Genomic DNA, 26,149 nt, shown 5'->3' with positions numbered 1-26,149 from the left:
GACAGCTCCTCACCCCAACCCAGCGAGGCGGAACCACCTTCGACGAGCAGTCCTTCGCCTGACCCTGTTCAGCGGGCTTCCAGTTCGAAGAAGAGGAAGCAGATGAATGAGCGGCCGTCTGGGTTGGGGAGGAGTTCGGCTGGGGTGTTGGCGGCGGGTGGGGGCTCGGTGACCGTTTTGATGCTGAACCCGGCGTTGATGAAGGTGTTGATGACGTCTTGCAGGGGGCGGTGCCAGTAGGTCATCCATACGGTTCCTTCGCCGAAGTCGTAGTCCTCGGAGTACTGGGTGAGGGCGAAGTAGTCGGACTCGGGGTAGACGATCGCGTAGACGGTGGGGTGGATGATCGAGACGATGAGGCGGCCGGCTGGTTTGAGTACGCGTCGCAGTTCGGCCAGTGCCGAGGTCCAGTCTTCGACGTAGTGCAAGGACAGTGAGGCGACGACGCAGTCGAAAGTGTCGTCGGGATAGGGAAGCGACGCACCGAGGTCGGCGACTTCCAGGTCCGCGTCCTCGCCCAGCCTTTCGCGGGCGAGTTCGATCATGGCGGGACTGAGGTCGAAGCCGGAGACGGACGCGTCCTTGTTTCGCAGGGCTTCCATCAAGGGGCCCGAGCCGCAGCCGGCGTCGAGAATATGCAGGCCCGCGACGTCGCCGGCGAGACGAATCATCTCGGGACGCGCGTAGTAGGCGTTGAAGAGGTTGTTGTCGTTGCTGGCCGAGTACGCAGCCGCGAAGCTGTCATAGTCAGCGACAGGGGCGGCCTTGCTCACCGAATCGGGCATGACAGTTTCTACCCCGGCGGAGCAGGTGCGCGCCAACCAGGCGTGGCCGGCTCGCTACCCGGAATCTTCACCGGTCGGGTCTTACCGATCGCCGTGGACAAGCGCCTGACTCGCGATCTTCTGCCACCTGCTGGCAGGGTGCTGTCCCATGATTGAAGACGCCGCGAAGGCCAATTTGTACAACTACCTGAGGCACGAACGTGAGGCGGTGCTTGCCAAGCTCGACGGTCTTTCCGAGTACGACGTCCGTCGCCCGCTGACCGTGACCGGGACCAACCTGCTGGGCCTGGTCAAGCACCTGGCGACATGGGAGGCCAGGTACCTCGGCGAGGTCTTCGACCGTCCCTTTCCCGAACCCCTGCCCCGGTGGGACGTCGAGGCCGAGCGACTCGCTGACATGTGGGCGACCGAGCGCGAGACCCGCAGCGACATCGTCAACCGCTACCGACGGGTGTGGAACCACAGCGACGCGACGGTCGAGGCCCTCGCCCTCGATGCCACGGGCCGCGTCGCCTGGTGGCAGGACGCCGAAGTTCCCTTGTTCAACGTCCTCGTCCACCTGCTCGCCGAAACCAGTCGGCACGCCGGCCACGCCGACATCCTGCGCGAAGCGCTCGACGGAGCGGTAGGTACCGACGCGGAGGCCATGGCCGAGCAGCCGCACGACCCAGCCTTCTGGAAGGAGCGCCGCGAAGAGATCGAGGCGGCCGCCAAGTCAGCAGCCGACTGACCTTAGGAGCAGGCGTCGGAGGCGCGTGGGGATTACTGGCGTTCGGCTATCAGGAGGGCTGTGCCGTTGAGGATTGTGGTCAGGCCGAAGGTCAGGGCGTGGGCTGGGTCGACGGTGGCTTGGTATTGCTCGCCGGCTGAGGTTCCTACCCGGCCGGCTAGGGGGAAGCGGTCGGCCAGGCCGGCCATGTAGCGCTCTAGGACTGGGGCGGTGGTCAGCCACCATTCCTGGTCCGAGAGGCCTGACTCTTGTTGGGTGCGGATCTGCTCGGCGCCGGCGCGGGCCGTGCCCAGGACGTGGGTGAGGACCAGGGAGAGGGTCGAGTCCATCTCGACATCCGTCAGGCCCAGGCCGTCCAGGGGGCGGAGCTCGGTCTCGTACTTGAGGGTGATGTTCGGGCCGAGCGCCATCCGGCCGGCGGGGACGTCGTGAAGCCAGGGATGGCGGGTCAGGACGTCCCAGTTGCGGTGGGCGATGAACTCCAGAGCGCCCCGCCACCCACCCGGTTGCCGACCAGGCTCGTCGGGGTCGGAATACAGGTCGGCGTAAACGGTGTCGAACATGAGGTCGGTCAGCTCGCCCTTGCCGGGGACGTGGGTGTAGAGCGACATCGTGCCGACCTTCAGCTGCTCGGCGACCAGTCGCATCGAGACCGCTTCCAGCCCGCGAGCGTCGGCCAGTTCGATCGCGGCGTCGATGATCGCGCGCACGGTCAGCCCGGAGCGGCCGGGCTTGGTGTGACTGCCCCACAGCAGCGCCAAACTGCGCGCGGGATCGGGCGGGGCGATCTTTTTTCCAGTCACGAGGAACAAACTCCAGCCGGTCGTCGTTGACCCGATCGTACCCGAACCGTACGCTGTACGGTACAGTCTACGGTTCGCAGACCGGACGAGAGGTGGCAGGTGACGACTGAGCGCATGATCGAGGCGTTCGACGTACGCAAGAACTACGCCGGAGGCACGGAAGGGGCGGGGCTGAACGGTTTCGACCTGGAGGTGGAGGCCGGCACGGTGACCGGCCTGCTGGGGCCGAACGGAGCGGGCAAGACGACGGCGGTACGGATCCTGGCGACCCTGCTCAGGATGGATTCGGGCGAGGCGAGGATCGCCGGGTACGACGTGAGCCGGCACGGCGCGGAGGTCAGGCGCACCATCGGCCTGGTCGGCCAGTACGCCGCTGTCGACGAAATCCTCACCGGCAAGCAAAACCTGGTCATGTTCGGCCGGCTCAACCATCTTGGCCACACCAAAGCGACGAGCCGTGCCGACGAATTGCTCGAGCGGTTCGGGCTGACCGAGTCGGCCAACTTGCCGGCTTCGAAGTACTCGGGCGGAATGCGCAGGCGACTCGACCTGGCCGCGAGCCTGATCGTCGCGCCGAAGGTGTTGTTCGTCGACGAGCCGACGACGGGGCTAGACCCGGCCGGGCGCGCCGAGGTGTGGTCGGCGGTACGCGAGCTGGTCAGGCAAGGAACGACGGTGCTGCTGACCACGCAGTACCTGGACGAGGCGGATCAACTGGCCGACCGGATCTCGATGCTCAAGGCGGGCAAGGTCGTTGCCGAGGGGACGCCGGACGCGCTGAAAGCACAGCTGGGCGCGGACTGGCTCGATTTGGTGCTCACGGCAACGGATCAGGTGCCGCTGATCCTGCAGCTGACCGAGCGGCTGGCCGACGGCGACATCCAGGTCGACGATCTGAAGGTGAGCATCCCGGTCAAGGACCGGACAAGAGCACTCGTGGAGGTCGCAACATTGTTGCAGGAGGCAAAGATCGAACCGGCGGACATCACCTTGCGCAGACCGACCCTCGACGAGGTCTTCCTGCACCTGACCGGAGCGGGGGTGCCGGCATGACGGCGCGACTGGGCTGGGCCCTGGCGGACGGCTGGACGATCGCGCGCCGCGCCTTGCTGCATTGGCGGATGCAGCCGGGGCCGGTGATCTTCGGCTGGCTCTTCCCGGTGCTGATGATGCTGATGTTCGGCGCGCTGCTCGGCGGCGCGATCGAGATGCCGTCCGGAGACTCGTACTACGAGTTACTGGTGCCCGGCATCTTCGCGCTGGCCATGTTGTTCGGGCTGGAGTCGACGATGACGGCGGTCACCACCGATGTCGACAAGGGGATCACGGATCGGTTCCGCTCCCTGCCGATGAGTTCGGCGGCGGTCGTCCTCGGCCGGTGCATCGCGGATCTGCTCGACTCGGCCGTCACACTGATCGTGCTGAGCGGCGCGGGGCTCGCGCTCGGCTGGCGATGGCATGGGAGCGTCGTCGAAGCCGTGGCGGCGTTCGGGCTGCTGCTTGCGCTGCGGTTCGCGTTGCTCTGGATCGGGATCTTCATCGGGCTGATGGTGAAGAACGCGCAGAGCGTGATGGCGGTGCAGATCATCGTCTGGCCGATCGGGTTCCTGTCCAGCGCGTTTGTCGCCACGTCCACGATGCCGGGCTGGCTCGGCGCGATCGCCCAGTGGAACCCGCTGTCGGCGACGGCGACGGCGGCCCGGGCGCTGTTCGGCAACCCCGATCCGTCGGCGGCGTCGTGGATCGGCGATCACGCGCTGGAGGCGGCGATCATCGGTCCGTTGTTGCTGACAGCGATCTTCTTACCGCTGTCAGCGATCCGGTTCCGCCGGTTGTCGCGCTGAGCAACCACATCGTCGTGCTGAGCAACCATCGCGGAGGTCGCGCTGAGCCAGCTTCAGGGCACGCTGCGGATCTTGAACTGATCCTTACCCGGATAAGTGCGTAGTTTTGCCCGTTAACGGGTAACGATGGGGGATGGAGTATCGCGATGGAGTGGTCCGCCGGGTGGCGTGGGAGGTTCCTCACGCCGCCGGGCGGTCGCTCGGCGTCGACGCCGCACGCCGGCTCGCACGGGTGATGGGCTCCGCCGAAGGGCTGACCGAGGCGGGCGTCACCCGGATCGCCAATCGCATCTCGCCACGGGTCGCCGACCAGAATCCGCGGCTCGTGAAGATCCCGCCGGAGTGGGCGGCGACGGACATCGCAGTACGCCGGCAGGGCCTGCGCTGGCGACTCGACCTGCGGGACAACCTGCAGGCGGTCCTGTACTACGCCGGCCGCTACGAACCGGCCGTCACGCGCTTCCTGCGAGCCGAGCTGAAGCCGGACGACGTCGTACTCGACATCGGGGCGAACATCGGGCTGCACAGCCTCGGCGCGGCCCGGCAACTGCGTGAGCTCGGCGGCGGCAAGGTGATCGCCTTCGAGCCGGCGGCGGACTCGCTGGACAAGCTACGGGCAGCGGCCGAGCTCAACGGGCTGGCCGATCTGATCACGCTGGTGCCCGTGGCGCTCGGCGAACGGAAGTACAAGGCGGCACTGCACGCGGACTCCCGGTATGACCCGGCTGACTCCGGCGTGCGGTCGCTGCAGGCCGACGGCGAGGTCGTGCAGGACGTACCGGTGATCCGGCTGGACGACTGGGTTCGCGAGCAGGCGCTGGACCGGGTGGACGTGGTCAAGCTGGACGTCGAGGGCTCCGAGGCTGCTGCGCTGGCCGGCGCGACCAGGACGCTCATCCGGTTCCTGCCTCGGGCAGTACTGGTCGAGGACAAGAACCCAGCCCTCAGGCGTCGCCTCCACACGGCCCTGGACGAGCTCGGCTACCGCTCGACCGGCGCCACCTTCGACCACAACACCCTCTTCCGCCCCGACCGCACCGACCGCGAAGTCCTCCGCCGCCACTCCCTCCGCTGACTACGGCATCAGCTGGCCGCCGTTGACCTCGATGATTTGGCCGGTGACGTAGCCGGACATGCGGTCGGAGGCCAGGTAGAGGATGGTGCCTACGCATTCGTGCGGGGTGCCGGTGCGGCCCATCGGGATGGTGGTGAGCATGGCCTTCATCTGCTCTTCGCCGGTGTGGCGGTCGTGGAACGGCGTGCGGATGACTCCGGGCGAGATCGCGTTGACGCGGATTCCCTCGGGCGCGAGCTCCTTGGCGAGGCCGCGGGTGAAGGTGCTGACAGCGCCCTTGCTGGTCGCGTAGACGACCGATCCGCCGCCTCCGCCGTGCCGGCCGGCGATGGACGTGACGTTGACGATCGAGCCGCCGCCCTGCGCACGGAGTACCGGAATGACGCGCCGGCTCATCGCGAAGACCGAGGTCAGGTTGACGTCCATGATCCGGTGGAACTCCTCGTCCGGTACGTCGACCACCGGCGCCCGCTTGACCAGGTCACCGGCGTTGTTGACCAGTACGTCGATCCGTCCATGCTTCGCCAGCACCTCGTCGACCAGCGCGGCCGCCGAGTCGGGCGCGGCGAGATCGGCCTGGTGCACTGTCGCAGTACCGCCGGCGGTACTGACCGCGGCAGCCGTGTGCCGAGCCCCCTCCTCGTTCGAGTGGTAGTGCAACGCGACCGTCGCCCCGGCCTCCGCGAACCCGACCGCGGCAGCGGCCCCGATCCCGCTGCTGGCGCCGGTGACGAGAACGACCTGATCCCTGAAATCAAGAAAACCCATGCGCCCAACCCTAGGCACGACCACCCCGCTCGCCGCCCTAAGGTGAGCCTCATGCGCACCGGCCTGCTGATCGCCCTGTTCGCCGTTTGGCCGGTGACAGCCGTCGCTGCCGCGGTGGTCGGGCGGGTGCGTGCCCGGTTCATCCTCGTCTGCGCGGGCACCTGGGTGCTCGCCCTCGCGATCGCGACGACCGCGACGGGGACGCGGATCGCGGCGCCGATCGGGTTGATGATCGGGGCGAGCGCCTGCCTGTTCCTCGCGTTCGCGGTCAGCTCCGGAGTGACGTTCATCTTCAACCCGGACACCACCTACGACGTCGATGACGGCAAGAAGCCACCGGCGGAGTACGTCGTACTGGGCGTGGTCGCGCTGGTCGACGCGGCGGCGATCGCACTGGCTGTGCCCGGTTAGAGGGTTGTGAGTACGCGCCGTACGGACGTTTGCCGAGGCGGAGGCGGCGGTAGCCTCGATGGATGGGCTATGACGTGGCGAGGCTGGATCTGCGGCGGTGGCGGGTGGCTGATGCGTTGCGGTTGACCGATGCCCATCGGGAGCCGGACATGGCCAACCAGGGCGGTATCCGGGACACCGCGAGCGCGGTCGACTGGATCGGCCGGGTGGCGGACCTCGACAACGGGCATGTGTACGCCGTTGCGGACGCGGACGACCACCCCGTCGGCTGCGTCGCGGTGACCAACATCGATCGTCATCAGGTCGGCTGGACCTGGTACTGGACGATCGCCGAGGTCCGCGGCCAGGGAATCGCCCGGGACGCCCTCCGCGCCCTCGTCGACTGGGCCCACCACGAGGCCGGCTTGTTCCGCCTCGAACTCGGCCACCGCACCAACAACCCGGCCTCCTGCGGAGTAGCCGCCAGCGCCGGCTTCCTCTACGAAGGCGTGGAACGCCAACGCCTCACCTACGACGGCACCCGCTACGACGTAGAACGCCACGCCCGCCTGGCCGCCGACCCCCTCAAACCCCCGAACCGCCCAGTCACCATCACGACATAGGCCCCTGCAACACACAGAACTCGTTCCCATCGAGGTCAGCAAACACACGCCACCGCCAGCCGCGGGCGTAGGACTGCGGCGTGCGGGTGGTCATAGCTCCTCGCGGGGTTTGTCCTGTACTGCGTCCTGGGGGCGGTTCTCCAGGGGTGGCGTGGGGGTGCCGTCGGCGAAGGCGGCCATGAAGAGGCCTACTGCGGCCAGGATCAGGCCTAGGTTCCACCAGCCGCCCAGGCCGATGGCTGCGATGCCGATGGCGGTGGAGACGGCGGCGAAGACCAGGGCGGCGGCGTCGAGGGTGGATTGGGGCTTGGTGTCGAGGTGGCGGAGGCGAGCCTCGAACTGGCGTTCCACGTGGGCGGTCAGCTCGCCGCGCTCGCGGCTGCCCGGCGGGAGCTCCTTGAGCAGGTTGATGTTCAGGGTGAGGTCCTCGCGGAGGTTCTTCCGCGCCGACCGCGCCTGCAGGATCGGCGCCACCGCGGCCAGTACGCCGATCAGCAGCACCCCGAGTTGCGCCAGCAACCTCGCCGTCATGACGGGAGAGTACGCCGCGACACCCCGATCCGGCTCCTCACGAGACGTGTCCCCGGGGACCGCTTAGGGTGACGGATGTGGCGAAGAGCAGTAAGGGCGAGACGTTCCTGTCGGTGGTGATCGGTGGGGCGGCCGGGTTCGGGCTGCTCGTGCTGACCCGGCGGGCCTGGGACATCTGCCATGTCGACCTGACCGGACCGGTCGGCAACGGACCGACGCTGTTCTTCGTCGGCGTACCGGTCGCCATGGTGGTCAACATCGGGCTGTTCAACATCGTCTTCCGGTTCATGCGCCGCGGCAAAGGCGGCCGGTGGACGATGCCGCTGCTGGCCGCCCTGATCGCCATCGCGATCGCCGACCTCGCCCTCTTCTCCTGGGCCGGCACACCGGCCACCCTGCCCGGCATCTGCCCGGCCAACGTCCCTCCGTGGTGGCCGAAGAGCATCCCCACCTGACGCCTGGCGGTACCGAAAGTCTGCCCCGGGAAATCCTCCCGGCTTCTTCCCGAACGCGATCCCTGGCCGCCGTTCCGCTCCCGGCCGCAGGCTGGTCACTCGACCACCGACCGGCCGGGAGGACCGAGATGTCGCAACCCAGTGGGATTGTCTGGTCCGTCACCTATGCCTGCCCGCTGCGCTGCGTGCACTGCTACACCGAGTCCGGCCGCCGCCGGTCCCACCAGCTCGACCTGCCGGAGATGCTGGCGGTCGCCGACGCGCTGATCGCGATGGGACCCGACGAGATCGCGATCGCCGGTGGCGAACCGCTGCTCGTCCGCGGCATCGAACAGATCGGCCGGCGGATCCGCGATGCCGGAATCAGTACCTCCCTGTGGACCAGTGGCTGGAACCTCACCGCCGAGCGGATCGACGCCCTCGCCGCGAGCTTCGCCGTGATCCACGTCAGCGTCGACGGTGCCACGGCAGCGGTGCACGACGCGATCCGCGGCCGCAAAGGCTCCTACGACCGTGCTCTGAACGCATTGGCGATCCTCAACGACGCGGCAACGGGTCGTGACGCCCCGCTCCTGTTCGGGATCGACTACGTCGTGACCCGGTCCAACCTCGGCCAGCTCGAAGAGCTCTGCACCCGCATACCAGCCCTGTACTCCGAACTGCGGTTCATCTCCTTGCAGGCCGCGCTACCGATCGGGCTCGCCAGCCGGCTCGGATTCGTCGAGCACGAACTCCTCACCGACGAGGAGGTCATCGCCTTCGCCGCATCCGAACGGGTGGCCGGGCTGCAAGCCCTCGCGCCGCCAACCGTACGGATCCTCGCCAACGGCCATGAGGGCGAGCATCCGTACCTCAACGACCAGGATCCCGCGATCACTTTCCTCGAGGTGGAGCCGGACGGCGGCGTCCGCGGCTTTCCGATCTACGAGGGCACTGTCGGCAACGTGCGTACGGAGCCTGGCCCGGTGTTGTGGGAGCGTGCGCTCGCTCGCCGCCGCGATCCCTTTGTCCGGCAGGCGTTCGCGACCGTCCGCACCTCGAAGGACTGGGCCGCGGCGGTGCGGGCGATGGACCAGCACTTCGGTACCGACGAAGACCGCGCGCGCTTCGCCGATCGACCCGTCTTTCTCCCATTCACACCCTGCTGACCCACCCGTCACCGATCCAGGTGGCCCTGCCGAAAGGATGCACGATGAGGAATGACCTGCTCGACGAGTTCGATCTCGACCTCAGGATCGAGGACAGCCAGCCGATCGGCGAGAAGTACCCGTGCCTGAGCGAGGCCGCTTCCTGCGTGAGCCGCAGGATCTGCGACACGACCGGCTGATCGGCGGCTACCAGGGCGGTGCGGCATAGCTGCGCCAGCGTTCTTCGATGACGTAGCCGAGGGCGAGGTTGGCGCCGAGGCTGGCCTCGTTGAGGGCCGCTCCGCCGGTACCGAAGACCCGTACGCCGTCCGCGGCCAGCGCGAGAATCGACGCCGCCTTCACGGCCTGCCCGATCCCTCGACCGCGATACCCGTCGAGCACGGAGGTGAACCCGGTCTCGCCCCTCGGCGGGTCGTCTTGAAGGCTGATGTAGGTCGCCCCGACCAGCCGCTCGCCGTCGAAGGCGCCGAACACCCGCCCGGTCGTCCACAGCTCGGCCAGCTCATCGACCGGCTGAACGACTCGGTGGGTGGCAGGTGTGTACGGGTAGTCCTTCTCGTTCGCTGTCTCCAGCTCATGCCAGGCGGCGGCGGACGAGCGGTCCAACTCACGGACGGTCACGCCGGCTGCCCGGAGTACGACCTGCTCGAGGATCGACGGGTCGGGGTCACGCAGCCTTGCCGCCCAGGACTCGCCGACGAGCTGATACCCCGCCGCCTCCAGTTCCGCGCAGCGCGGATCGTCGTCCCGCACAACCTCGACCGTCAACCGATCCCCAATCGTCCGGCCAGCGCCTCGGCATCGAACGGCGCCCGCACCTTCACGTCGTTGTCGAAGTACACATAGACGTCTCGCTGCCAAGCCTGGATCTTGGCGGCCCAGGCGTCGAGCGCTTTGTCGTCGTAGCCGCTCACGTAGAGCTCCTCGGCGCCGTGCAACCGGACATATCCGAAGTCGGCGGTGGTGGAGTCCAGCATCGGCCATTTGCCGGCGCTGTCCGCACAGACCACGGCGATGTCGTGCTCGCTCAGCAGTTCGAGGAACTCTTCGTTCTCGTACGACTGATGCCTGATCTCCAATGCATGACGCAAAGGCTGATCGACCGGGCTGGTCAGCAGGCTCCGGCCTTCCATCCGATCGTCGTGGCCCTTGGCAAGGGTGATTGCGCCCTTCGTTGTCCTAGGCAACAACTCGAAGAACGCTGCCAGCCGGTCGCGGTCGTAGGCGAGCGTCGGTGGCAGTTGCCAGAGCACCGGGCCGAGCTTGTCGGCCAGCGCGAGGACGCCCGAGGCGAAGAAGTTGGCCAGTGGCGCCTCGACGTCGGCCAGCTTCTTCAGGTGCGTCACGAAGCGCGGGCCCTTGACCGAGAAGACGAAGCCGGGCGGCGTTTCGTCGTACCAGCGCTGGTACGACGTCGGGCGTTGCAGTGAGTAGAAGGAGCCGTTGAGCTCGATCGAGTTGAGCCGGCGGGAGGCGTACTCCAGCTCGGCCCTTTGCGGCAGGCCCTCCGGATAGAAGACCTTGCGCCAGGGCGGATAGCGCCAACCGGAGATACCAACCCGGTACGGCGTATCCGCCCAGCGGTCCATGCGTCTAGAGCTTACGGAGCAGGGGCAGGACGTCGGAGGTGAACTGGGTGAGGAAGCGCTCCTGGTCGTGGCCGGGACCATGCATCACCAGGTGGTTGAAGCCGGCGTCGAGGTACGGCTGCAGCTGACGGACCACCTCTTCGGGGTCCGAGGCGACGATCCAGCGCTGGGCGACCTGCTCGATCGGCAACTCATCGGCGAGGCGCTCCATCTCGGTCGCGCTCTCGACGCTGTGCTTCTGCTCCGGGGTGAGCGACAGCGGCGCCCAGAACCGGGTGTTCTCCAGCGCGAGCGCGGGGTCGCGGTCGTACGAGATCTTCACCTCGAGCATCCGGTCCACGTCGTCGAAGGAGCGCTCGCCCTTCTCCGCGCCCTCCTTGACGGCCGGGATGAGCTTCTCGGTGTAGAGGTCCATGCCCTTGCCCGAGGTGGCGATGAAGCCGTCCGCGGTACGACCGGCGTACCGGGCGACGACGGGACCGCCGGCCGCGACGTACACCTTGACCGGGGTCTCCGGGCGGTCGTAGATCGAGGCGTCGACGAGCTGGTAGAACGGTCCGTCGGAGCTGACGCCCTCGTCCTGCGTCCACAGGTTGCGGATCAGCTCGACCGCCTCCCGCAACCGCGCGAACCGCTCCTTGAACTCCGGCCACTCGCGTCCGGACACGGCGATCTCGTTCAGCGCCTCACCGGTACCGACGCCGAGCATGATCCGCCCCGGGTAGAGCAGCCCCATCGTCGCGAACGCCTGCGCGATCACCGCCGGGTTGTAGCGGAAGGTCGGCGTCAGCACCGACGTGCCGATCAGCACCCGGTTCGTCCGCTCCCCGACCGCCGCCATCCAGGCGAGCGCGAACGGGGCGTGCCCACCCTCATGCCGCCACGGCAGGAAATGATCAGAAACCGTCACACTGTCGAGCCCAAGCTCCTCGGCCCGCACCGCGTACTCCACCAGATCCCGCGGCCCGAACTGCTCGGCAGACGCCTTGTACCCGACCCGAATACTCACCATTGCTCCCGTCTCGTCACCCATACCTACCCCCACTCTCCCACCAACCCAGCCCACCCCCGAGATGTTCCACCCCCGACAGTCGACGACTCACCCAGCCCGCGTTTTGCGTTGTGACACAGATGGGGGCATCGTGGGAAACACGCGAAGCACCGGGGCTTCCTTGGATTCGTCGCCCCGGTGCTCCGCTTCAGTTCCGCCCGGATACCTCGAAGAAGTGCCTGCGGATCCGCGACATCACTGATCGGGCGGCCCTTTCTGCCCGCTGGGGAAAGCCGTTGGCACGCCGCCGGGCAGCACGGGAAATCTTCCCGGTTTTTCCCGGCCCGGCCCCCTGTGCCGCACGTTCGGCGACCGCTTCAACTGGTCGTTACGAGCGGAGGGGATGCGATGACAGCCAACGTAGCGGCGCCCAGAGGGATCGTCTGGCAACTCACCTACGCCTGCCCGCTGCGGTGTGTGCACTGCTACACCGAGTCCGGCCGCAGGCCCACCCGTCAGCTGAGCCGGCCCGAGCAGTCGCGCGTCGTCGACGCGATGATCTCCCTGGAGCCGTACGAGATCAGCCTCGGTGGCGGTGAGCCGTTGATCGTGCCGGGCGTCTACGAGCTGGCCGAGCAGATCCGGGCCGCCGATGTCGGGGTCTCGGTCTGGACCAGCGGCTGGACGATCGGCCCGGATCTGATCGACCCGATCCTGGACAGCTTCGACGCGATCCACGTCAGCGTCGACGGCGCCACCGCCGAGATGCACGACGCGATCCGTGGCCGTCGCGGTTCCTTCGACCGCGCGACCCGTGCCCTCGAACTGCTCGGAGCGGGCATCGACGACCGGCGCAGGCGCGGCCAGTGGGTCCCGTACCTGGGGATCGACTGTTGCGTGACCAGGAGCAACTTCGGCCAGCTCCGCCAGTACTGCGGGGAGCTCCTGCACCGCTTCCCCGAGGTCACCGTGGCCAATCTCGATGCCTGTCTGCCGAACGGACTGGCCAGCCGTGCCGGATTCGCCGAGCACGAACTTCTCACCGAACAGTTGTGCGCCGAGCTGACCAGTGACGAACTGGGTGCCGAACTGCGCTCACTGGCGCCGCGTGGCGTGACGCTCGGGCTCGACGCCTACCAGGCCTGGCGCCCGTCGGCGGACAACCTCCAGCCGGAGACCGGCTTCATGGAGGTGGAGGCCGACGGCAGCGTGCGGGTGTACCCGTTCCTCGAGTGGACGGCCGGCAGTCTGCTGACCGAATCCGCCGCGGAGGTCTGGGCGCGGGTGCACGAGTACCGCCGCGATCCCTTCCTCGCCGAGGTGTTCGCCTCGGTGACCGACATGACCGGCTGGGCGGTTGCCGTCCGCCGGCTCGACGAGCACTTCGGTTCGGGTGAGACGCAGCAGCGGATCGCCCGCAGGCCGGAGTTCATTGCGTTGCCGGCAGTTCCTGCTCCGGCGGCGGACCGACACCTCAAGGAGAAGGTATGACCACAGCAGTCCTCGACGACTTCGACCTCGATCTGCGGATCGACGACGCCATCAGGCCGGAGCGTCACCCCGACCCGACCCAGACGTCCTGCGAATGCAGCTTCCGAACGCTCTGTCCGGAGTGCACGACCAAGGGCGACCGCTGCACCGCCTGACCTGAGCAGCCTGCCGGCCACCAACAAGACAAGGAGAAACCATGACGACAGCCATCCTCGACGACTTCGACCTGGATCTGCGGATCGACGAAGCGATGCAGCCGACCCGCCACCCGGATCCGACCCAGACGTCCTGCGACTGCAGCGTCCGGTCCAACTGCTGCGGCTAGGCGACCCAAGAGAAGGCCGCCGGGCGCCAGCCGCCCGCACGGGGTGGAGCCCGGCGGTCCACCACCCACAGCCTCGCCTCACCCGGGACTGACGCGCAAGGAGAGAACAGATGACCACCTCGACGCTCGACGAGTTCGACCCCGACCTCCACCTCGTGGACCCGGCGTGGCGCGGCGGACGGCGGAAGGCCGGGCTCCGATGACACAGCAGGCGGTGCGTGCCGCCGATGGTCACACGTCGGGGCGGAGGTGGCGGCCGGTCGTGTCCGGGGTGCTTGCGGAGAGGGCCGGGCGTCGGGCATTGGAGGTCGCCGGGCTGGTTCGGCAGGTGGTGGCGGGGGATCCGGAGTACGCCGGTGGGCTCGAAGGCACGGCTGGAGCGGCGGTGCTGTTCGGGCAGCTGGACCGGATTCATCCGGACCAGGGCTGGGACGTCGCGGCGCACGAATGCGTCAAGCTGTCGGTGCGCGAGATCGAAGAGACGGCGAACACCGAGCCGGGCTTGTTCAACGGGCTCGGCGGTCTCGCCTTCACCGCCTGGTCGTTGTCCCGCGGCGGCACCCGGTACGCCGGACTGCTGGCCGGCTTGGACGACCGCGTGACCCGTGGTGCTGTCCGCCTGGCCGAGGAGTTCACGGCCAAGCCCTACGACCGGCCGATCGTGGAGTACGACGTCATCTCCGGGCTGTCCGGGATCACCGGCTATCTCCTGCTCCGCAAGGACGAACCGGCCGTTGCCGAGGCCCTGCCGAAGATCCTCGAAGCCCTGGTCGCATTCTGCGGCATCGGACCCGGCGGACCGAACTGGTTCGTCTCACCGGAGACGCTCGGCCCGGCCATGCTGTCCGATATCTTCCCGGCCGGCATGTACAACCTCGGACTCGCGCACGGCATCCCCGGCCCGCTTGCGCTGCTGGCTCTGGCGTACGACGCCGGCCAGCGGGTCGACGGGCAACTGGAGGCGATCGAGCGAGTGGCCCACTGGCTGGTCGACCAACGGTGCGACGACGAGTGGGGACCGGGCTGGTCGATCGGAGCGGAGCGCGAGCCGACTCCACGTCACGCTGCCCACAACGCGTGGTGCTACGGCAGCGCCGGAGTCGCCCGAGCGCTCTGGCTGGCGGGACGGGCCACTGGTGACGACCGGCTGCGCGCCGAGGCGCTCGAGACGATGGACGGCATCTACCGCCGCCCTTCGAACGTCCGGGGCATCGACAACTCGCCAGGGCTGTGCCACGGCGTCGGCGGGTTGCTCCAGCTGACCTCGCTGTTCGCCGCCGAGACCGCGACCGCCGGCGATGTCGCAGTACCGGCTGAGGTCACGGCGGCCGGAGCGTTCGAAGCGGAGGCTGCCGGGCAGGTCGAGCGGTTGCTGGAGCTCTTCGATCCTGAGCTGCGTACCGGGTACTACGCGCTGGAGACCGAGGGTGCCCGGAACGAGAGCGTCGGTCTGCTGGATGGTGCCGCGGGAGCGGCGCTGGCATTGCTCGCGGCGACGACCGCGGTGGATCCGGTGTGGGACCGGCTCCTGTTGATGGCCTGAGGGAGGCGTCGTGAGCAAGGGACTGTACGAACCGCTGGACTGGGTGATGGTGCGCACGCCGTTGCTACCGGTCGAGGACTACCTGACCTTGACGGGTGGATCGATCCCGACCGCGCCGGGGACCGCGCTGCCGTCCGACCCACAGATCCAGCGAGCGCTGGCCGTCGGTGCGGGCGATCTCTTCCAGGCGTTGGAGAAGCCCGCTACCGATGTCAAGTCCGCACGGCGCCTCAACAGCAGCTTGTTGCGCTACCTGATCAGGATGTCCGCGCGGCCGACCCCCTTCGGCACCTTCGCCGGCGTGGCGGTAGCCGAGTGGGGTGACCACACAGACCTCTTCATGGACGCCGAGGCAGCCCGGCCACGCACCAGACCGGACATGGGCTGGCTACTAGGCCTGGTCGCCGACCTGGAGAAGCGTCCCGAGGTACGGGCCGGTCTGCGCTGGTACGCCAACCCAGCGGCCTGCATCCGGGCCGACCGCCTCTTCCTGACCGAGCGAGCCGTCATCGACGATGCCAGCGAGGCAGCACGCGCGATCAACCTCCGTGCGACACCGGCAGTCCGTACTGCGCTCAGCACCGCCCACAAGCCAGTCCCGTACGCCGAACTGCTCTGCGCTCTCACTGCCAGCGGTGCCCCGCCAGAGAAGGTAGAGCCGTTCCTCGCTCAACTGTGGGAGCAGACAGTCCTCCTCACCGAGCTACGGCCGCCCCTGACTGTCCCCGAGCCGGCCCGCTACGTCGCCGACCTCCTGCGCGCTGTCCCCGCGGCAGCAGAGGAAGCAGCAGCCCTGACAGACCTGCTGGACGAGCTGGCCGAGTGGGACCGGCTGGACCCTGAGCAGGCTGTCGCTGGGTACGCCAAGCTGGTCGCGAGGGCCCGGACGATCTACGAGGGGCCGGCCGAGAAGGGACCCTTCCAGACTGATCTGGCACTGGCACCGGTCGGCAAGAAGGTCAACCAGGAGATCGCCGACGAGGCCGCGCGCCTGGCCGAGTTGCTGCTGCGACTGTCACCGCACCCGCGAGGTACGGGTGCGCTGAAGAAGTACCGCAACGACTTCCAGGAGCGGTACGGGCAGGACCGCGAAGTACCGCTGCTGGAGCTGCTCGATCCCGAACTGGGGCTGGGCTCGCCGGACCATGAGGGTGACGACCACCACGACCATGACCACGGTGGGCGCGAGCGTTTGCTGACTGAGCTGGCGCTGGATGCGATCAAGGACGGCCGACTGGTCGTCGAGCTGTCCCAGGAGCTACTGGACAAGCTCAGCTCCGACGACTTCGAGCCCGAGCGGTCCCCGTCGTCGTTGGACGTCGTGGTGCTCGTCGCGGCCACCTCTGCCGAGGCCCTGGACACCGGCGACTTCCAGCTGGTGGTCGGCCCGAACCTAGCCAGCGGTTCGGCAGGCCGGGTGCTCGGCCGGTTCGCCGACCTGATCGGCGAACCGGCCTTGGCGGGCCTCCGTACTGCGGCCGCCGCCGACTCAGAACGCAACCCGGGCAAGCTTTTCGCCGAAATCAGCTACACCTCACGTTATGCGCGCAGCAACAACGTCGCGATCCGGCCGCTGGTCCGGGAGCGCGAGGTTGCCTTCGGCCTGACCCCCAGTGCTCCTGAAGAGCAGCAGCTACGGGTGGACGAGCTTGTCGTCGCGGTGCAACACGACCGGTTCGTCATCCGGCACCAGGGACGTGAGGTGGTGCCGTCCGCCGGCCACATGCTCAACGCGATGGGCGCACCCGATGTCGTGCGCTTCCTGGACGAGGTGAGCCGGGACGGTCGCGCGATGACCGGCAGCTTCGACTGGGGACCGGTTGCGCGGTTCCCGTTCCTGCCGCGGCTCCAGGTCGGGCGGCTGGTGCTCGCTCCGGCGGTCTGGCGGCTGGACCCGGGAGTGCTCGCCACCGAGTCGGCAGAGGTCTTCGCTGCTGCCTTCAAGACCTGGCAGGCCCGGTGGAACGTGTCGCGGCGGGTGTACTTCGGTTCGTCGGACAACCGCCTGCTGCTGGACCTCGACGACCCCAACCACGTGGCTCAGCTGTTCGAGCAGGCTCACAAGGGCAAGGAGACAATCCGGCTCCTCGAGGCGCTCCCAGGGCCGGACCAGGCCTGGGTAGCCGGCAGCAACGGCACATACCTCAGCGAGCTCGTCGTACCGGTCGTATTGCGGGAAGCCGTGCAGGAGCACCACGTAGTACGGCGTTCTCCTGTTGTTGTCGACTCCAAGCGGTCATACTTGCGGCCGCCAGGTAGCGACTGGCTCTACACGAAGCTGTACGTGCTGCCGACGTACGAGGACGACTTGGCGGCCGGGCCCGTCCGTGAGTTCAGTGCGCGAGCATTGGCCGACCGCACGGCCGACTCGTGGTTCTTCATGCGGTACGCCGACCCCGAGCCGCATCTACGGGTCCGTTGGCATGGCGACCCCGCAGTACTGGCCAGCGAGCTCGCACCGAAGTTGCTTGCTTGGGGAGCTGAGTTGGTTGAGGGCGGCTACCTGCAGCGGTTCGCTTTGGACACCTACGACCAAGAGGTCGAGCGGTACGGCGGCCCTGCCGGGATGGAGTTGGCAGAGCGCCTCTTCGAGGCCGACAGCATCGCCGCGGCCGAGCTGCTGGAGCTCCGCGCGAACAGGCAACTCGACAACGACCGGACCCTGCTCGGGGTCTACACCGTCGATCACCTGCTCGCCTCACTCGGCCTGGCGCCGGATGAGCGGGAGCAGAACTGCAGGGAGCGGGTCAGGGATCGCAAGGCCACGTCGGAGGAGTTCCGGGAGAAGCAGCGGGAGCTGCGGACGGTACTAGGCGATCCGAACTGGCTCGATCCGGCTGCGGCCGAGGTGCTGGCGCGGCGAGCCGCGAAGGTGTCAGAGATCGCACGCCAGCTTGACGAGTTGAGCCAGCGAGGAGAGCTGAGCACCACGAAGTACGACCTGGCCAGGAGCTTTGTGCACATGCATTGCAACCGCTACCTGGGTTGCGGTCATCCGCCCGAGCAGCGTGTGCTGGGCCTGCTCGTGAGGACCAGGGAGAGCCTCGCCCGGGCGCCGTGGCGAGAGCCGCGCAGGTGACGACGGCGCGGCCGCTGGTCGGCATCCAGGACCTGGCGACTCCTGACTGGGCGCTGGCCAGCCAGGAAGCCTCCCGCTCCGGCATGTGGAAGGTGTTGTCGTCGCTGCCATCAGCTGCTCGGCTAGTGCTGCGGTTGGCCTGGCGAGCGTCCCCTTGGATGACAGTCGTGGCCGCTGTACTCGCGGTGGCCAGCGGCTGCGCGACTGCCTTTGGTCTCCTTGCCACTGCCGACGTACTGACTGCCCTGCTGGCAGGCGGACCCACACCGGATCGTCTGACCGATGCGCTGCCCGCCGTACTGACTGTGGTGTCGCTGTTCTCGGCCCGTGCGGTGCTGGAGGCCGCCGAAGGCGCAGTACATGCCGTGCTCCGTGCGCGAGTCCATCAGACCGCGCAGCTGGAGCTACATGAGGCGGTGGTCGGAGTCGACCTGATCGCCTTCGAGGACAGCGAGTTCCTGGAAATCCTCCGGCAGGCCCAGGACGACGGCGTCCGCAACATCGAGACCAGCGTCAAGGCGATCGCCGACCTCGCCGGCGCCGCCATTCAGCTGGCTGCAGCAGTCACCGCCACTGGCTTGCTGCACCCGCTGCTGGCGCCGCTCGTGGTTGTGACCGTGCTGCCTGAGGCCTGGGCGGCGACCAGGGCCGCACGGCTCGCACACCAGTCCTTCCTGGACATGGTGGCGGAGCGGCGGAGTCAGGCGATCGCCAGCGAGCTGATCATCGATCGCAAGACAGCTGCGGAGCTACGGGCTTGTACGGCCGGTCCGGCCCTATTGACCGAATACCTTCGGATCACCGCGCTCCTGACGGCAGAGAACCAGCGAGTCGAGATGGCGCGGTCGAAAGTACAACTGCTCGGCCGAGCTGCCCGTGGGGTCGGGACCGGGGCAGGGTTCGCAGTACTCGGATGGATGCTCTATGACGGGGCCCTGCCGCTCGCACTCGCCGGTACTGCGGTAGTGGCGATGCGGATGGCTGCGTCGACTCTGACGCGGTCAGTGCACGTGGTGAACCAGTTGTACGAGAACACGCTCTACATTGAGCTGTTCACCGCCCTGCTGGAGCAGGCGAGGCGGCGGACTCGTCCACCGACCGATGCACAGGCACCTGGCGATCCTGAGGAGTTCGTGCTCGAGCAGGTCGAGTTCAGCTACCCGGGGCAGGCCGAGCCCGCGTTGCGGGACATCAGCCTGACCATCCGGAAGGGCCAGACGATCGCGTTCGTCGGCGAGAACGGGTCCGGCAAGACGACCCTGGTCAAGGTGCTGACCGGGCTCTACCAGCCGACCGCCGGACGGGTGCGCTGGAACGGTACCGATCTTGCGACGGTCGAGGCGGATTCGGCGTACGAGCAGATCGCCGTCGTTCTGCAGGAACCCGCGCGGTGGCCGATGTCGGCTCACGACAACATCCGGATCGGGCGGCTCGAACGGGCCGACCCGGATGGTCTGGCGCTGACCGCGGCGATCAACGCGTCAGGCGCGGACACGGTGATCGATGGGCTGCCGGCTGGTGGCGAGACCGTCTTGTCGCGTCAGTTCAGCAACGGCCGCGATCTGTCCGGTGGCCAATGGCAACGTATCGGCGTGGCCCGCGGGCTCTACCGCGACGCGCCGATCCTGATCGCCGACGAGCCCACCGCCGCGCTGGACGCCCGCGCCGAGCAAGCCGTGTTCGAGTCGCTGCGCAGGCTGAGCGACGGCGGGCGGACGACACTGCTGATCACGCACCGGCTCGCGAACGTCCGGCATGCCGATCTGATCGTGGTGATGGAGAACGGCCGGATCGTCGATCACGGCGACCATGGTGAGCTGATCAGGCGCGATGGGCCGTACGCCGAGCTCTACAACCTGCAGGCGGCGGCGTACCAGCCGGTCTGACTACCAGCCGGCCTGGCGGGCGAGGATGACCGCGTCCGCGCGTGAGGCGACCTGGAGTTTTCCGAAGATGACCGAGAGGTGGTTGCTGATCGTTTTCGGGGCGAGGGTCAGGCGGCGGGCGATGGCGGAGTTGGGGAGGCCTTCGACGAGCAGGCTGAGGACTTCGCGTTCGCGGGCGGTCAGGTCGGGGAGGTCGGTTCGTACGGTCGGGACCGGCAGCAGGAGTTCTGCGAGGCGGGCGGCGAAGGGTGGGCCTAGTACTACGTCGCCGGCCGCGACTCCGCAGATCGCGCGGGTGATCTGTTCGGGGGATGCGTTCTTGCGGATGTAGCCGCCGGCGCCGGCCTGGAGGGCGGAGACGATCGCGGCGTCCTCGTCGGCCATGGTGAACACCAGGACGCGCGCTCCGCAGCGGCGGATCTCGGTGATCGCGGCGACGCCGCCCAGGTCCAGGTCGATGACCACGACGTCGGGGCGATGGACCGTCACCGCCCGGACTGTGTCGCGGGCGTTGTCGGCATCGGCTAGTACGCGGTAGCGGGTTTGGGTGCTGAGCATCGCGCGCAGGCCGCCGCGGATGACCGGGTGTCCGTCCGCGACGACGACCGACACCGGCGGCTCTGCCGGGTCTGCGTCCATCGAGAGTTCCACCACTGTTCCAGTGAACCGTTCAGGGTGGTGATTGCTGCCTTCCCGGCGGACACCGTTGAGGGACGGGGGTGCTGCCCCATCGGGTACGACGTAATCCGGTTGCCCGGTGCGGAGGTGGCTGACAGGGTCGGCGGTATGCCTACCTTCGTTGCGCCTGACGGGACCAAGCTGGCCTACCACGTGGCCGGCGACGGGGCGCCGGTTGTTTGCTTGCCGGGCGGGCCTATGCAGGCTTCGGAGTATCTCGGGGAGCTTGGTGGGCTTGGGGAGTACCGGACGTTGGTGATGCTGGATTTGCGGGGGTCGGGGGCTTCCGAAGTACCGGCTGACGCGGATTCGTACCGGTGTGATCGGCAGGTTGAGGACGTCGAGGCGTTGCGCGAGCAGCTGGGGCTGGAGCAACTGGATTTGCTGGGGCACTCGGCTGGGGCCAACTTGGCGGTTCTGTATGCGACTCGCTACCCGTCGCGCATCCGCAAGCTCCTGCTGATCACGCCCAGCGTGTACGCGGCCGGCCTCACGATCAGCGCCGAGACGCGGCTGGCGCAGGCTCGGTTGCGGAAGGGTGAGGCGTGGTTCGCTTCGGCGTACCGGGCGTTGGAGGCGGTCAGCGCAGGAGATCACGCGGCGGAGAACTGGGCGGCGCTGGCGCCGTTTTCCTACGGGCGTTGGGATGCGGCTGCTCAAGCGCATCAGGCCGCGGAGGATGCTCAGCGCAACGATTCGGCGGCGCGGATCTACGGGGCCGAGGGGGCGTACACACCGCACTCCACCCGCGCCGCGCTCGCGACCTTCCCAGCGCCTGTACTTCTGACAGCCGGCCAATTTGACCTGGGAGCGCCGCCCGCGACCGTCGCCGAGTTCGCTGATTTGTTTGCCGACGGCACCTTCATCGAACACCCGGCCGCCGGCCACTTCCCCTGGCTGGACGACCCCGCCGCCTTCACCTCCGTCTTGAGGAACTTCCTGTGACCTGGCCCGTACTGACCGGCCCGAGGGTGACCCTAAAGGTGCTCACCATGGCTGACATCGACGCGTGGATGGCCGGCGACGACGAGGAACAACAACGCTGGTTCGAGGCCCCCGGCCCCGCCCCACGCGAGAACGTCGTCCGTCACGTCGAGCAGTCCCGCAACTCCTGGGCGACCTCAGGATCCAAGCGCCATTGGGCAATCTGGCTGGAGGACATCCTTGCCGGAGGCATCGACATCGCGAACCGCGGCAGCGGCGACGCCTACCTGTCCTACGTAATCTTCCCACCCAGTCGCCGCCAGGCCGTCGCCACCGAGTCGATCCCCCTGGTCACCACCTGGGCCTTCACCACCTGGCCGATCACCCGAGCCGTCGCCATCATCGACGAACTCAACACCGCCTCCCGCGCGACCGCCGAATGCACCGGCTTCCACTTCGAAGCCGCAGCCGACCCCACAGAGCACACCGAATCCGGCCACATGCTCCGGTACGTCCTACCCCGCCCCTAGATCGGTCGCTCGACCTTGCCCCCGGTGTACCAGGCGAGGTCGGTGATGATGCGGTTCACTGTGTCGTCCAGGGAGCTGGACGAGCCAATGGTTTTCTCGTCCGGTACGCCGAGGAAGTCGTCCGGCTGGTACCACTCGCGCATCTGCTCGACCGTCACCTCAGCCGCCAACGGTTTGGTCAGATGCCGCCGAGCCGTCTCGTCGAACGGGATCTCGAAGTAGTACACGCCGGTCACCCCCACGTGATCCGCGACGAGTTGGCGCAGCATCTTGCCGTAGTGCGGCTCGTACAGACCGCCTTCCAGTACTACGTGATATCCACTGTCCAGCGCATACCGCGCAGCCAGGTCGATCAACCCGACATTCGGAGCGCCGTCCCAGGGGTGCTCGCGCAGCAGCGTCCGCCGCAGGTAGTCCTGCTCGACCCAGGCGACGCCGGTGCCGATCCGCCGCCGCAACTCCTTCGCCGTAGTGCTCTTGCCCGACGCTGAGTTTCCCCGGAGCACCACCAGCCGCGTCGTCGCATCCCCAGTCATCCGGCGACCCTAGACGACGCCTCCGACGAAATGCGGCGACTACGAGGCGATGCGCTCGCGGGTGGGGGCTGGGCCGGCGTGGGGCTCGGGTGGGTTGATTTCGGCCCAGACGGCGTCGAGGGAGAGGCCGAGGACGTCGGCGATGGCGGCTATGGTCGGGAAGGCGGGGGTGGCGACCCGGCCGGTCTCGATCTTGCGGAGGGTTTCGGGGGAGACGCGAGCGTCGAGTGCCGTCTCGAGCATCGAGCGCTCGCCCCGGGCGCGACGCAGCAGAGCGCCGAGGCGTTGTCCGCGTTCGACCTCTCCGGGGGTGAGCGGCAGTCTGACCATGATCCAATGATAGTACCGGGATACTATTACCGGGATAGTTATTGGTTGCGTGATGAAGGGCCCCACATGATCGAGATCCTGACCCCCAGCGAACTGACCCGAGCCAAGGACACCGGCGCCCTGGTCGCCGACATCCTGCAGACGGCGAAGAGCAAGACCACGGTCGGGACCAACCTGCTGGAGATCGACCAGTGGGCGCACACCATGATCGACGAGGCCGGCGCCCAGTCCTGCTACGTCGACTACGAGCCGTCCTTCGGGCGCGGCCCGTTCGGACACTACATCTGTACTTCCGTCAACGACGCCGTGCTGCACGGACTGCCGTTCGACTATTCCCTAGCCGACGGCGACCTGGTCACCCTCGACCTCGCCGTCCTGCTCGGTGGAGTCGCCGCGGACTCGGCGATCAGCTTCATCGTCGGCGACTCGAAGCCGGCCGAGAGCGTCGCGCTGATCGACGCGACCGAGCGAGCACTGGCCGCTGGGATCGCTGCGGCCAAACCTGGCGCACGTATCGGCGACCTGTCCCACGCCATCGGTACGGTCCTCAGCGCGGCCGGATACCCGATCAACACCGAGTTCGGCGGCCACGGCATCGGCTCGACGATGCACCAGGATCCGCACATCTCGAACACCGGCCGCGCAGGTCGCGGCTACAAGCTCCGCCCCGGCCTGCTCCTCGCCCTCGAGCCCTGGGTGATGGTCGACACCGACGAACTCGTCACCGACGACGACGGCTGGACCCTCCGCAGCGCCACCGGCTCCCGCACGGCCCACAGCGAACACACCATCGCCATCACCCCCGACGGAGCCGAAATCATCACGCTCCCGAGGTAACGAGGGCAGCTATCGGAGTGGCGGGCCGGGTCGTACGGTCGGTACGTCCGCGGCGACCTCGTCGGTCTTCAGCAAGTCGGTGATCGCGCCGTGGCCGGCCAGCTCGATCTCTGGCGCGATCTCCGCGAGCGGTACCAGCACGAACGCGCGCAGGTGGGCACGAGGATGCGGGAGGGTCAGTACCGGATCATCCTGGACGACCTGCTCATCGCCGTCCCACACCGCGATCACGTCGACGTCCAAGGTCCGTGGCCCGAACCTCCGCTCAGGATCCCGCACCCGCCCGCCGGCCTGCTCGAGCCCGTGCGCCAACTCGAGCCAGCCACCCGCCGTCACATCACCCTCGACCAGCACCACCGCGTTCAGGTACTCAGGCTGATCCGGATCCCCCCACGGCGGTGTCCAGTAACTCCCGGACACCTCCACCAGATACTCGTCGAGCCCATCCAACGCCTTGCGCAGGTTGGCTTCCTGGTCGCCCAGATTGGAGCCCAAGGCAAGCACCGCACGCGTCATCCCATCGCCTCCACCACTCGCGGTCGTCCGGCAAGTGTCTCAGCACGGGGATGTCAGTCCTCGGTGACCTTGATGATCGTCCGGCCGCGGGCGGCGAAGGCGTCGGGAGCTTCGTCGAGCGGGCGGACGCTGTTGACCAGCGGGGTCACGCGGCCGTCGCGGAGCCGGGTCGCCAGTTGGATCAGCTGGTCGCGGTTCGGCTCGACTACGAAGTACAGGGCACGGCCGCCGGCGGGCTGGACGGTCGGCGGTTCGGCGATCGTGACGAGAGTGCCACCGGGTCGTACCAGCGCCGTGGAGCGGGTGAGGACCTCGCCGCCGATCACGTCCAGTACGACGTCGACCTGGCCGGCCTTCTCCAGCTCCTCGACGGTGACGAACTTGTGGACGCCCAACTGCTTGGCGCGGTCCTCGTCGGCGGCACGGCCGATACCGATGATCTCGGCGCCGATCTCCCAGGCCAGCTGTACGGCGAGGGAGCCGACGGCACCGCCGACGCCGTTGATGAGGACGGTCTGGCCTGCCTTCAACTGAGCGTGGTCGTACAGCGCCTGCCAGGCCGTCAGGCCGGAGATCACCAGTGCGGCCGCATCGACGTGCTCGACACCCGCCGGCAGCGGCGCCAGGTTGCGGGCTTCGACTGCGGTGTACTCCGCGAGCGAACCGTTGCGGGTCCAATCGGCCAACCCGAAGACCCGCTGCCCCACGGTGAGGCCGGTGGTGCCGACGGGGACCTCGGCGACGACGCCTGAGAGTTCGTGACCGGGAACACTCGGGGTGCGGTCGCGGCCGGCGCGGTCGGTCCACGTGCCCGGCCAGTCGAGCTCGCCCCGGGTGAAGCCGGCGGCGTGGACTTGCACGATGACGTCGTTCTCGGAGGTGTGCGGGTAGGGCAGCTCGGTCAGGGACAGCCCGGCGACACCGGCCTCGCGATCCCGGACAGTGATGGCACGCATGATGGTCCTCGCGGTAGTGGTTTTCTGCTGGTACTTCCGACGGTACTCACGTGTGGCCCGCCATCAGTGGTCCACCTGCCGACTGTTGCGCTGGGCCAATTCTCGCGGCGAATGGCCCAGCCGGCCGGCCTCCGAATGGACCAGTCGGGCAGGCCTTCCCGGTCGTACCGTCGAAGCATGATCGTTTTGGATGACCTCGTGATCCCCTCCACGACCGCCTCGGCGGCGGCCCTCGAGCTGGCCTCGGCGTACCAGTCGCCGTCTTTGCAGAGCCACTCACACCGCGTCTTCATCTGGGCGGCGGCCTACGCGAGGGAACATGACATCGCGTATGACGCGGAGCTGCTGTTCGTGGCCGCGATGCTCCACGACATCGGCCTGGTCACCGAGTTCGACAACCACACCCTCTCCTTCGAAGAGGCCGCCGGCCACATAGCCCGAGTCTTCGCCACCGGCGCCGGCTGGCCCGCTGCCCGCCGCGACCGCCTGGCCGAAGTCATCGTCCGCCACATGTGGCCCGAGGTAGACGTAACCACCGACCCCGAAGGCCACCTGATCTCCCGAGCCGCGGCGTTGGACATAGCCGGCAAAAACCCCGACGACTTCACCCCCGCCTTCCGAGCCGAAGTCCTGGCTAAACACCCCCGCCTGAACCTCGTCGAAGAATTCCTGACCTGCTTCAAATCCCAAGCCACCAGAAAACCCACCAGCTCAGCCGCCCGAGCCATCAACTCCAACCTCGATTCCAGAATGCTCACCAACCCCCTCGACGCCAACTGATCCCAC

The 26,149-nt window shown here is 68.0% G+C and carries 31 protein-coding genes; 19 read left to right on the top strand and 12 right to left on the bottom strand.

The window, feature by feature from the left end; genetic code table 11:
* Positions 1 to 68 precede the first annotated feature (68 nt).
* Positions 69 to 785, bottom strand: a complete 717-nt coding sequence (locus tag ABD116_RS09450; RefSeq protein WP_343967082.1) for a class I SAM-dependent methyltransferase — start codon at positions 783 to 785, stop codon at positions 69 to 71.
* 148 nt (positions 786 to 933) lie between these two features.
* Between ABD116_RS09450 and ABD116_RS09445 the strand changes: the two genes are divergently transcribed.
* The gene (locus ABD116_RS09445) at positions 934 to 1,515 is read left to right on the top strand and encodes a DinB family protein (RefSeq protein ID WP_343967081.1); all 582 of its coding nucleotides are present in this window, start codon (positions 934 to 936) and stop codon (positions 1,513 to 1,515) included.
* Between the two features lie 32 nt (positions 1,516 to 1,547).
* On the opposite strand, the gene ABD116_RS09440 is transcribed toward ABD116_RS09445, so the two are convergent.
* Positions 1,548 to 2,318: a TetR/AcrR family transcriptional regulator gene (locus tag ABD116_RS09440; protein WP_343967080.1), complete on the bottom strand. Its 771-nt coding sequence runs from the start codon at positions 2,316 to 2,318 to the stop codon at positions 1,548 to 1,550.
* Between the two features lie 114 nt (positions 2,319 to 2,432).
* Between ABD116_RS09440 and ABD116_RS09435 the strand changes: the two genes are divergently transcribed.
* The 3 genes from ABD116_RS09435 to ABD116_RS09425 all read left to right on the top strand — a co-directional run bounded on the left by ABD116_RS09435 (position 2,433) and on the right by ABD116_RS09425 (position 5,237).
* The gene (locus ABD116_RS09435; protein ID WP_425552074.1) at positions 2,433 to 3,371 is read left to right on the top strand and encodes an ATP-binding cassette domain-containing protein; all 939 of its coding nucleotides are present in this window, start codon (positions 2,433 to 2,435) and stop codon (positions 3,369 to 3,371) included.
* Positions 3,368 to 4,162, top strand: a complete 795-nt coding sequence (locus tag ABD116_RS09430) for an ABC transporter permease (protein ID WP_343967078.1) — start codon at positions 3,368 to 3,370, stop codon at positions 4,160 to 4,162. The genes ABD116_RS09435 and ABD116_RS09430 overlap by 4 nt, the downstream gene beginning before the upstream one ends.
* A gap of 133 nt (positions 4,163 to 4,295) precedes the next feature.
* Entirely contained in the window at positions 4,296 to 5,237 is a 942-nt protein-coding gene (locus tag ABD116_RS09425) for an FkbM family methyltransferase (RefSeq protein WP_343967077.1), read from the top strand.
* On the opposite strand, the gene ABD116_RS09420 is transcribed toward ABD116_RS09425, so the two are convergent.
* On the bottom strand, positions 5,238 to 6,005 hold the full coding sequence (locus tag ABD116_RS09420) for an SDR family NAD(P)-dependent oxidoreductase (RefSeq protein ID WP_343967076.1): 768 nt from the start codon (positions 6,003 to 6,005) through the stop codon (positions 5,238 to 5,240). It abuts the gene before it with no gap.
* A 51-nt stretch (positions 6,006 to 6,056) separates the two neighbouring features.
* Between ABD116_RS09420 and ABD116_RS09415 the strand changes: the two genes are divergently transcribed.
* Complete coding sequence (locus ABD116_RS09415) at positions 6,057 to 6,416, top strand: hypothetical protein (RefSeq protein ID WP_343967075.1); 360 nt, start codon at positions 6,057 to 6,059, stop codon at positions 6,414 to 6,416.
* A gap of 62 nt (positions 6,417 to 6,478) precedes the next feature.
* Positions 6,479 to 7,018: a GNAT family N-acetyltransferase gene (locus ABD116_RS09410; protein ID WP_343967074.1), complete on the top strand. Its 540-nt coding sequence runs from the start codon at positions 6,479 to 6,481 to the stop codon at positions 7,016 to 7,018.
* A 90-nt stretch (positions 7,019 to 7,108) separates the two neighbouring features.
* On the opposite strand, the gene ABD116_RS09405 is transcribed toward ABD116_RS09410, so the two are convergent.
* Complete coding sequence (locus ABD116_RS09405) at positions 7,109 to 7,549, bottom strand: hypothetical protein (RefSeq protein WP_343967072.1); 441 nt, start codon at positions 7,547 to 7,549, stop codon at positions 7,109 to 7,111.
* A gap of 77 nt (positions 7,550 to 7,626) precedes the next feature.
* Between ABD116_RS09405 and ABD116_RS09400 the strand changes: the two genes are divergently transcribed.
* The 3 genes from ABD116_RS09400 to ABD116_RS09390 all read left to right on the top strand — a co-directional run bounded on the left by ABD116_RS09400 (position 7,627) and on the right by ABD116_RS09390 (position 9,331).
* Positions 7,627 to 8,004: a hypothetical protein gene (locus tag ABD116_RS09400; RefSeq protein WP_343967071.1), complete on the top strand. Its 378-nt coding sequence runs from the start codon at positions 7,627 to 7,629 to the stop codon at positions 8,002 to 8,004.
* Between the two features lie 128 nt (positions 8,005 to 8,132).
* Positions 8,133 to 9,152: a radical SAM protein gene (locus ABD116_RS09395; protein ID WP_343967069.1), complete on the top strand. Its 1,020-nt coding sequence runs from the start codon at positions 8,133 to 8,135 to the stop codon at positions 9,150 to 9,152.
* 44 nt (positions 9,153 to 9,196) lie between these two features.
* On the top strand, positions 9,197 to 9,331 hold the full coding sequence (locus tag ABD116_RS09390) for a hypothetical protein (protein WP_343967066.1): 135 nt from the start codon (positions 9,197 to 9,199) through the stop codon (positions 9,329 to 9,331).
* Positions 9,332 to 9,338: 7 nt separating this feature from the next.
* On the opposite strand, the gene ABD116_RS09385 is transcribed toward ABD116_RS09390, so the two are convergent.
* The 3 genes from ABD116_RS09385 to fgd are packed head-to-tail and all read right to left on the bottom strand — an operon-like array spanning position 9,339 to position 11,750.
* Positions 9,339 to 9,905 carry a GNAT family N-acetyltransferase gene (locus tag ABD116_RS09385; RefSeq protein WP_343967064.1) on the bottom strand — a complete coding sequence of 189 codons (567 nt, stop codon included), beginning with the start codon at positions 9,903 to 9,905 and terminating at the stop codon, positions 9,339 to 9,341.
* A gap of 11 nt (positions 9,906 to 9,916) precedes the next feature.
* Entirely contained in the window at positions 9,917 to 10,741 is an 825-nt protein-coding gene (locus tag ABD116_RS09380) for a DUF72 domain-containing protein (RefSeq protein ID WP_343967062.1), read from the bottom strand.
* 4 nt (positions 10,742 to 10,745) lie between these two features.
* Positions 10,746 to 11,750, bottom strand: coding sequence for a glucose-6-phosphate dehydrogenase (coenzyme-F420) (gene fgd / locus ABD116_RS09375; RefSeq protein ID WP_343967060.1), 1,005 nt, complete (start codon positions 11,748 to 11,750; stop codon positions 10,746 to 10,748).
* A gap of 390 nt (positions 11,751 to 12,140) precedes the next feature.
* Here fgd and ABD116_RS09370 point away from each other — a divergent pair, with 390 nt between their 5' ends.
* The 6 genes from ABD116_RS09370 to ABD116_RS09345 all read left to right on the top strand — a co-directional run bounded on the left by ABD116_RS09370 (position 12,141) and on the right by ABD116_RS09345 (position 20,056).
* Positions 12,141 to 13,223, top strand: a complete 1,083-nt coding sequence (locus ABD116_RS09370) for a radical SAM protein (RefSeq protein WP_343967058.1) — start codon at positions 12,141 to 12,143, stop codon at positions 13,221 to 13,223.
* Entirely contained in the window at positions 13,220 to 13,378 is a 159-nt protein-coding gene (locus tag ABD116_RS09365; RefSeq protein WP_343967056.1) for a hypothetical protein, read from the top strand. Before ABD116_RS09370 ends, ABD116_RS09365 begins: the two co-directional genes overlap by 4 nt.
* A 41-nt stretch (positions 13,379 to 13,419) precedes the next feature.
* A complete protein-coding gene (locus ABD116_RS09360) occupies positions 13,420 to 13,548 on the top strand; it encodes an FDLD family class I lanthipeptide (protein WP_343967054.1) in 129 nt (42 codons plus the stop codon).
* Positions 13,549 to 13,810: 262 nt separating this feature from the next.
* Positions 13,811 to 15,091 carry a lanthionine synthetase C family protein gene (locus tag ABD116_RS09355; RefSeq protein ID WP_343967052.1) on the top strand — a complete coding sequence of 427 codons (1,281 nt, stop codon included), beginning with the start codon at positions 13,811 to 13,813 and terminating at the stop codon, positions 15,089 to 15,091.
* Between the two features lie 10 nt (positions 15,092 to 15,101).
* Positions 15,102 to 18,170, top strand: coding sequence for a lantibiotic dehydratase (locus tag ABD116_RS09350; RefSeq protein WP_343967050.1), 3,069 nt, complete (start codon positions 15,102 to 15,104; stop codon positions 18,168 to 18,170).
* Positions 18,149 to 20,056, top strand: a complete 1,908-nt coding sequence (locus ABD116_RS09345; RefSeq protein ID WP_343967048.1) for an ABC transporter ATP-binding protein — start codon at positions 18,149 to 18,151, stop codon at positions 20,054 to 20,056. Before ABD116_RS09350 ends, ABD116_RS09345 begins: the two co-directional genes overlap by 22 nt.
* On the opposite strand, the gene ABD116_RS09340 is transcribed toward ABD116_RS09345, so the two are convergent.
* The gene (locus ABD116_RS09340) at positions 20,057 to 20,695 is read right to left on the bottom strand and encodes a LuxR C-terminal-related transcriptional regulator (protein WP_343967046.1); all 639 of its coding nucleotides are present in this window, start codon (positions 20,693 to 20,695) and stop codon (positions 20,057 to 20,059) included.
* A 147-nt stretch (positions 20,696 to 20,842) separates the two neighbouring features.
* On the opposite strand from ABD116_RS09340, the gene ABD116_RS09335 reads away from it, so the two are divergent.
* Together ABD116_RS09335 and ABD116_RS09330 are read left to right on the top strand one after the other, a co-directional pair.
* Positions 20,843 to 21,679: an alpha/beta fold hydrolase gene (locus ABD116_RS09335; RefSeq protein ID WP_343967043.1), complete on the top strand. Its 837-nt coding sequence runs from the start codon at positions 20,843 to 20,845 to the stop codon at positions 21,677 to 21,679.
* Complete coding sequence (locus tag ABD116_RS09330) at positions 21,676 to 22,188, top strand: GNAT family N-acetyltransferase (RefSeq protein WP_343967041.1); 513 nt, start codon at positions 21,676 to 21,678, stop codon at positions 22,186 to 22,188. Before ABD116_RS09335 ends, ABD116_RS09330 begins: the two co-directional genes overlap by 4 nt.
* Here the strand turns inward: ABD116_RS09330 and ABD116_RS09325 are convergent.
* Both ABD116_RS09325 and ABD116_RS09320 read right to left on the bottom strand, forming a co-directional pair.
* Positions 22,185 to 22,724 (bottom strand): AAA family ATPase, encoded by a 540-nt coding sequence (locus tag ABD116_RS09325; RefSeq protein WP_343967039.1) that lies wholly within the window; start codon positions 22,722 to 22,724, stop codon positions 22,185 to 22,187. The genes ABD116_RS09330 and ABD116_RS09325 overlap by 4 nt on opposite strands.
* 39 nt (positions 22,725 to 22,763) lie before the next feature.
* Positions 22,764 to 23,054, bottom strand: coding sequence for a helix-turn-helix domain-containing protein (locus ABD116_RS09320; RefSeq protein ID WP_343967037.1), 291 nt, complete (start codon positions 23,052 to 23,054; stop codon positions 22,764 to 22,766).
* A gap of 66 nt (positions 23,055 to 23,120) precedes the next feature.
* On the opposite strand from ABD116_RS09320, the gene map reads away from it, so the two are divergent.
* Positions 23,121 to 23,891, top strand: a complete 771-nt coding sequence (map, locus tag ABD116_RS09315) for a type I methionyl aminopeptidase (RefSeq protein WP_343967035.1) — start codon at positions 23,121 to 23,123, stop codon at positions 23,889 to 23,891.
* 9 nt (positions 23,892 to 23,900) lie between these two features.
* On the opposite strand, the gene folK is transcribed toward map, so the two are convergent.
* Both folK and ABD116_RS09305 read right to left on the bottom strand, forming a co-directional pair.
* Positions 23,901 to 24,407 carry a 2-amino-4-hydroxy-6-hydroxymethyldihydropteridine diphosphokinase gene (folK, locus tag ABD116_RS09310; RefSeq protein WP_343967033.1) on the bottom strand — a complete coding sequence of 169 codons (507 nt, stop codon included), beginning with the start codon at positions 24,405 to 24,407 and terminating at the stop codon, positions 23,901 to 23,903.
* Positions 24,408 to 24,460: 53 nt separating this feature from the next.
* The gene (locus ABD116_RS09305; protein ID WP_343967031.1) at positions 24,461 to 25,363 is read right to left on the bottom strand and encodes an NADP-dependent oxidoreductase; all 903 of its coding nucleotides are present in this window, start codon (positions 25,361 to 25,363) and stop codon (positions 24,461 to 24,463) included.
* Positions 25,364 to 25,540: 177 nt separating this feature from the next.
* Between ABD116_RS09305 and ABD116_RS09300 the strand changes: the two genes are divergently transcribed.
* The gene (locus ABD116_RS09300; RefSeq protein ID WP_343967029.1) at positions 25,541 to 26,143 is read left to right on the top strand and encodes an HD domain-containing protein; all 603 of its coding nucleotides are present in this window, start codon (positions 25,541 to 25,543) and stop codon (positions 26,141 to 26,143) included.
* Positions 26,144 to 26,149: the final 6 nt, after the last annotated feature.

The sequence above is a fragment of the Kribbella koreensis genome, assembly GCF_039525325.1.
Classification (GTDB): domain Bacteria; phylum Actinomycetota; class Actinomycetes; order Propionibacteriales; family Kribbellaceae; genus Kribbella; species Kribbella koreensis.
The sequence above is the reverse complement of the archived record's forward strand: the minus strand, read 5'-3'. Positions and strand labels throughout refer to the sequence as shown.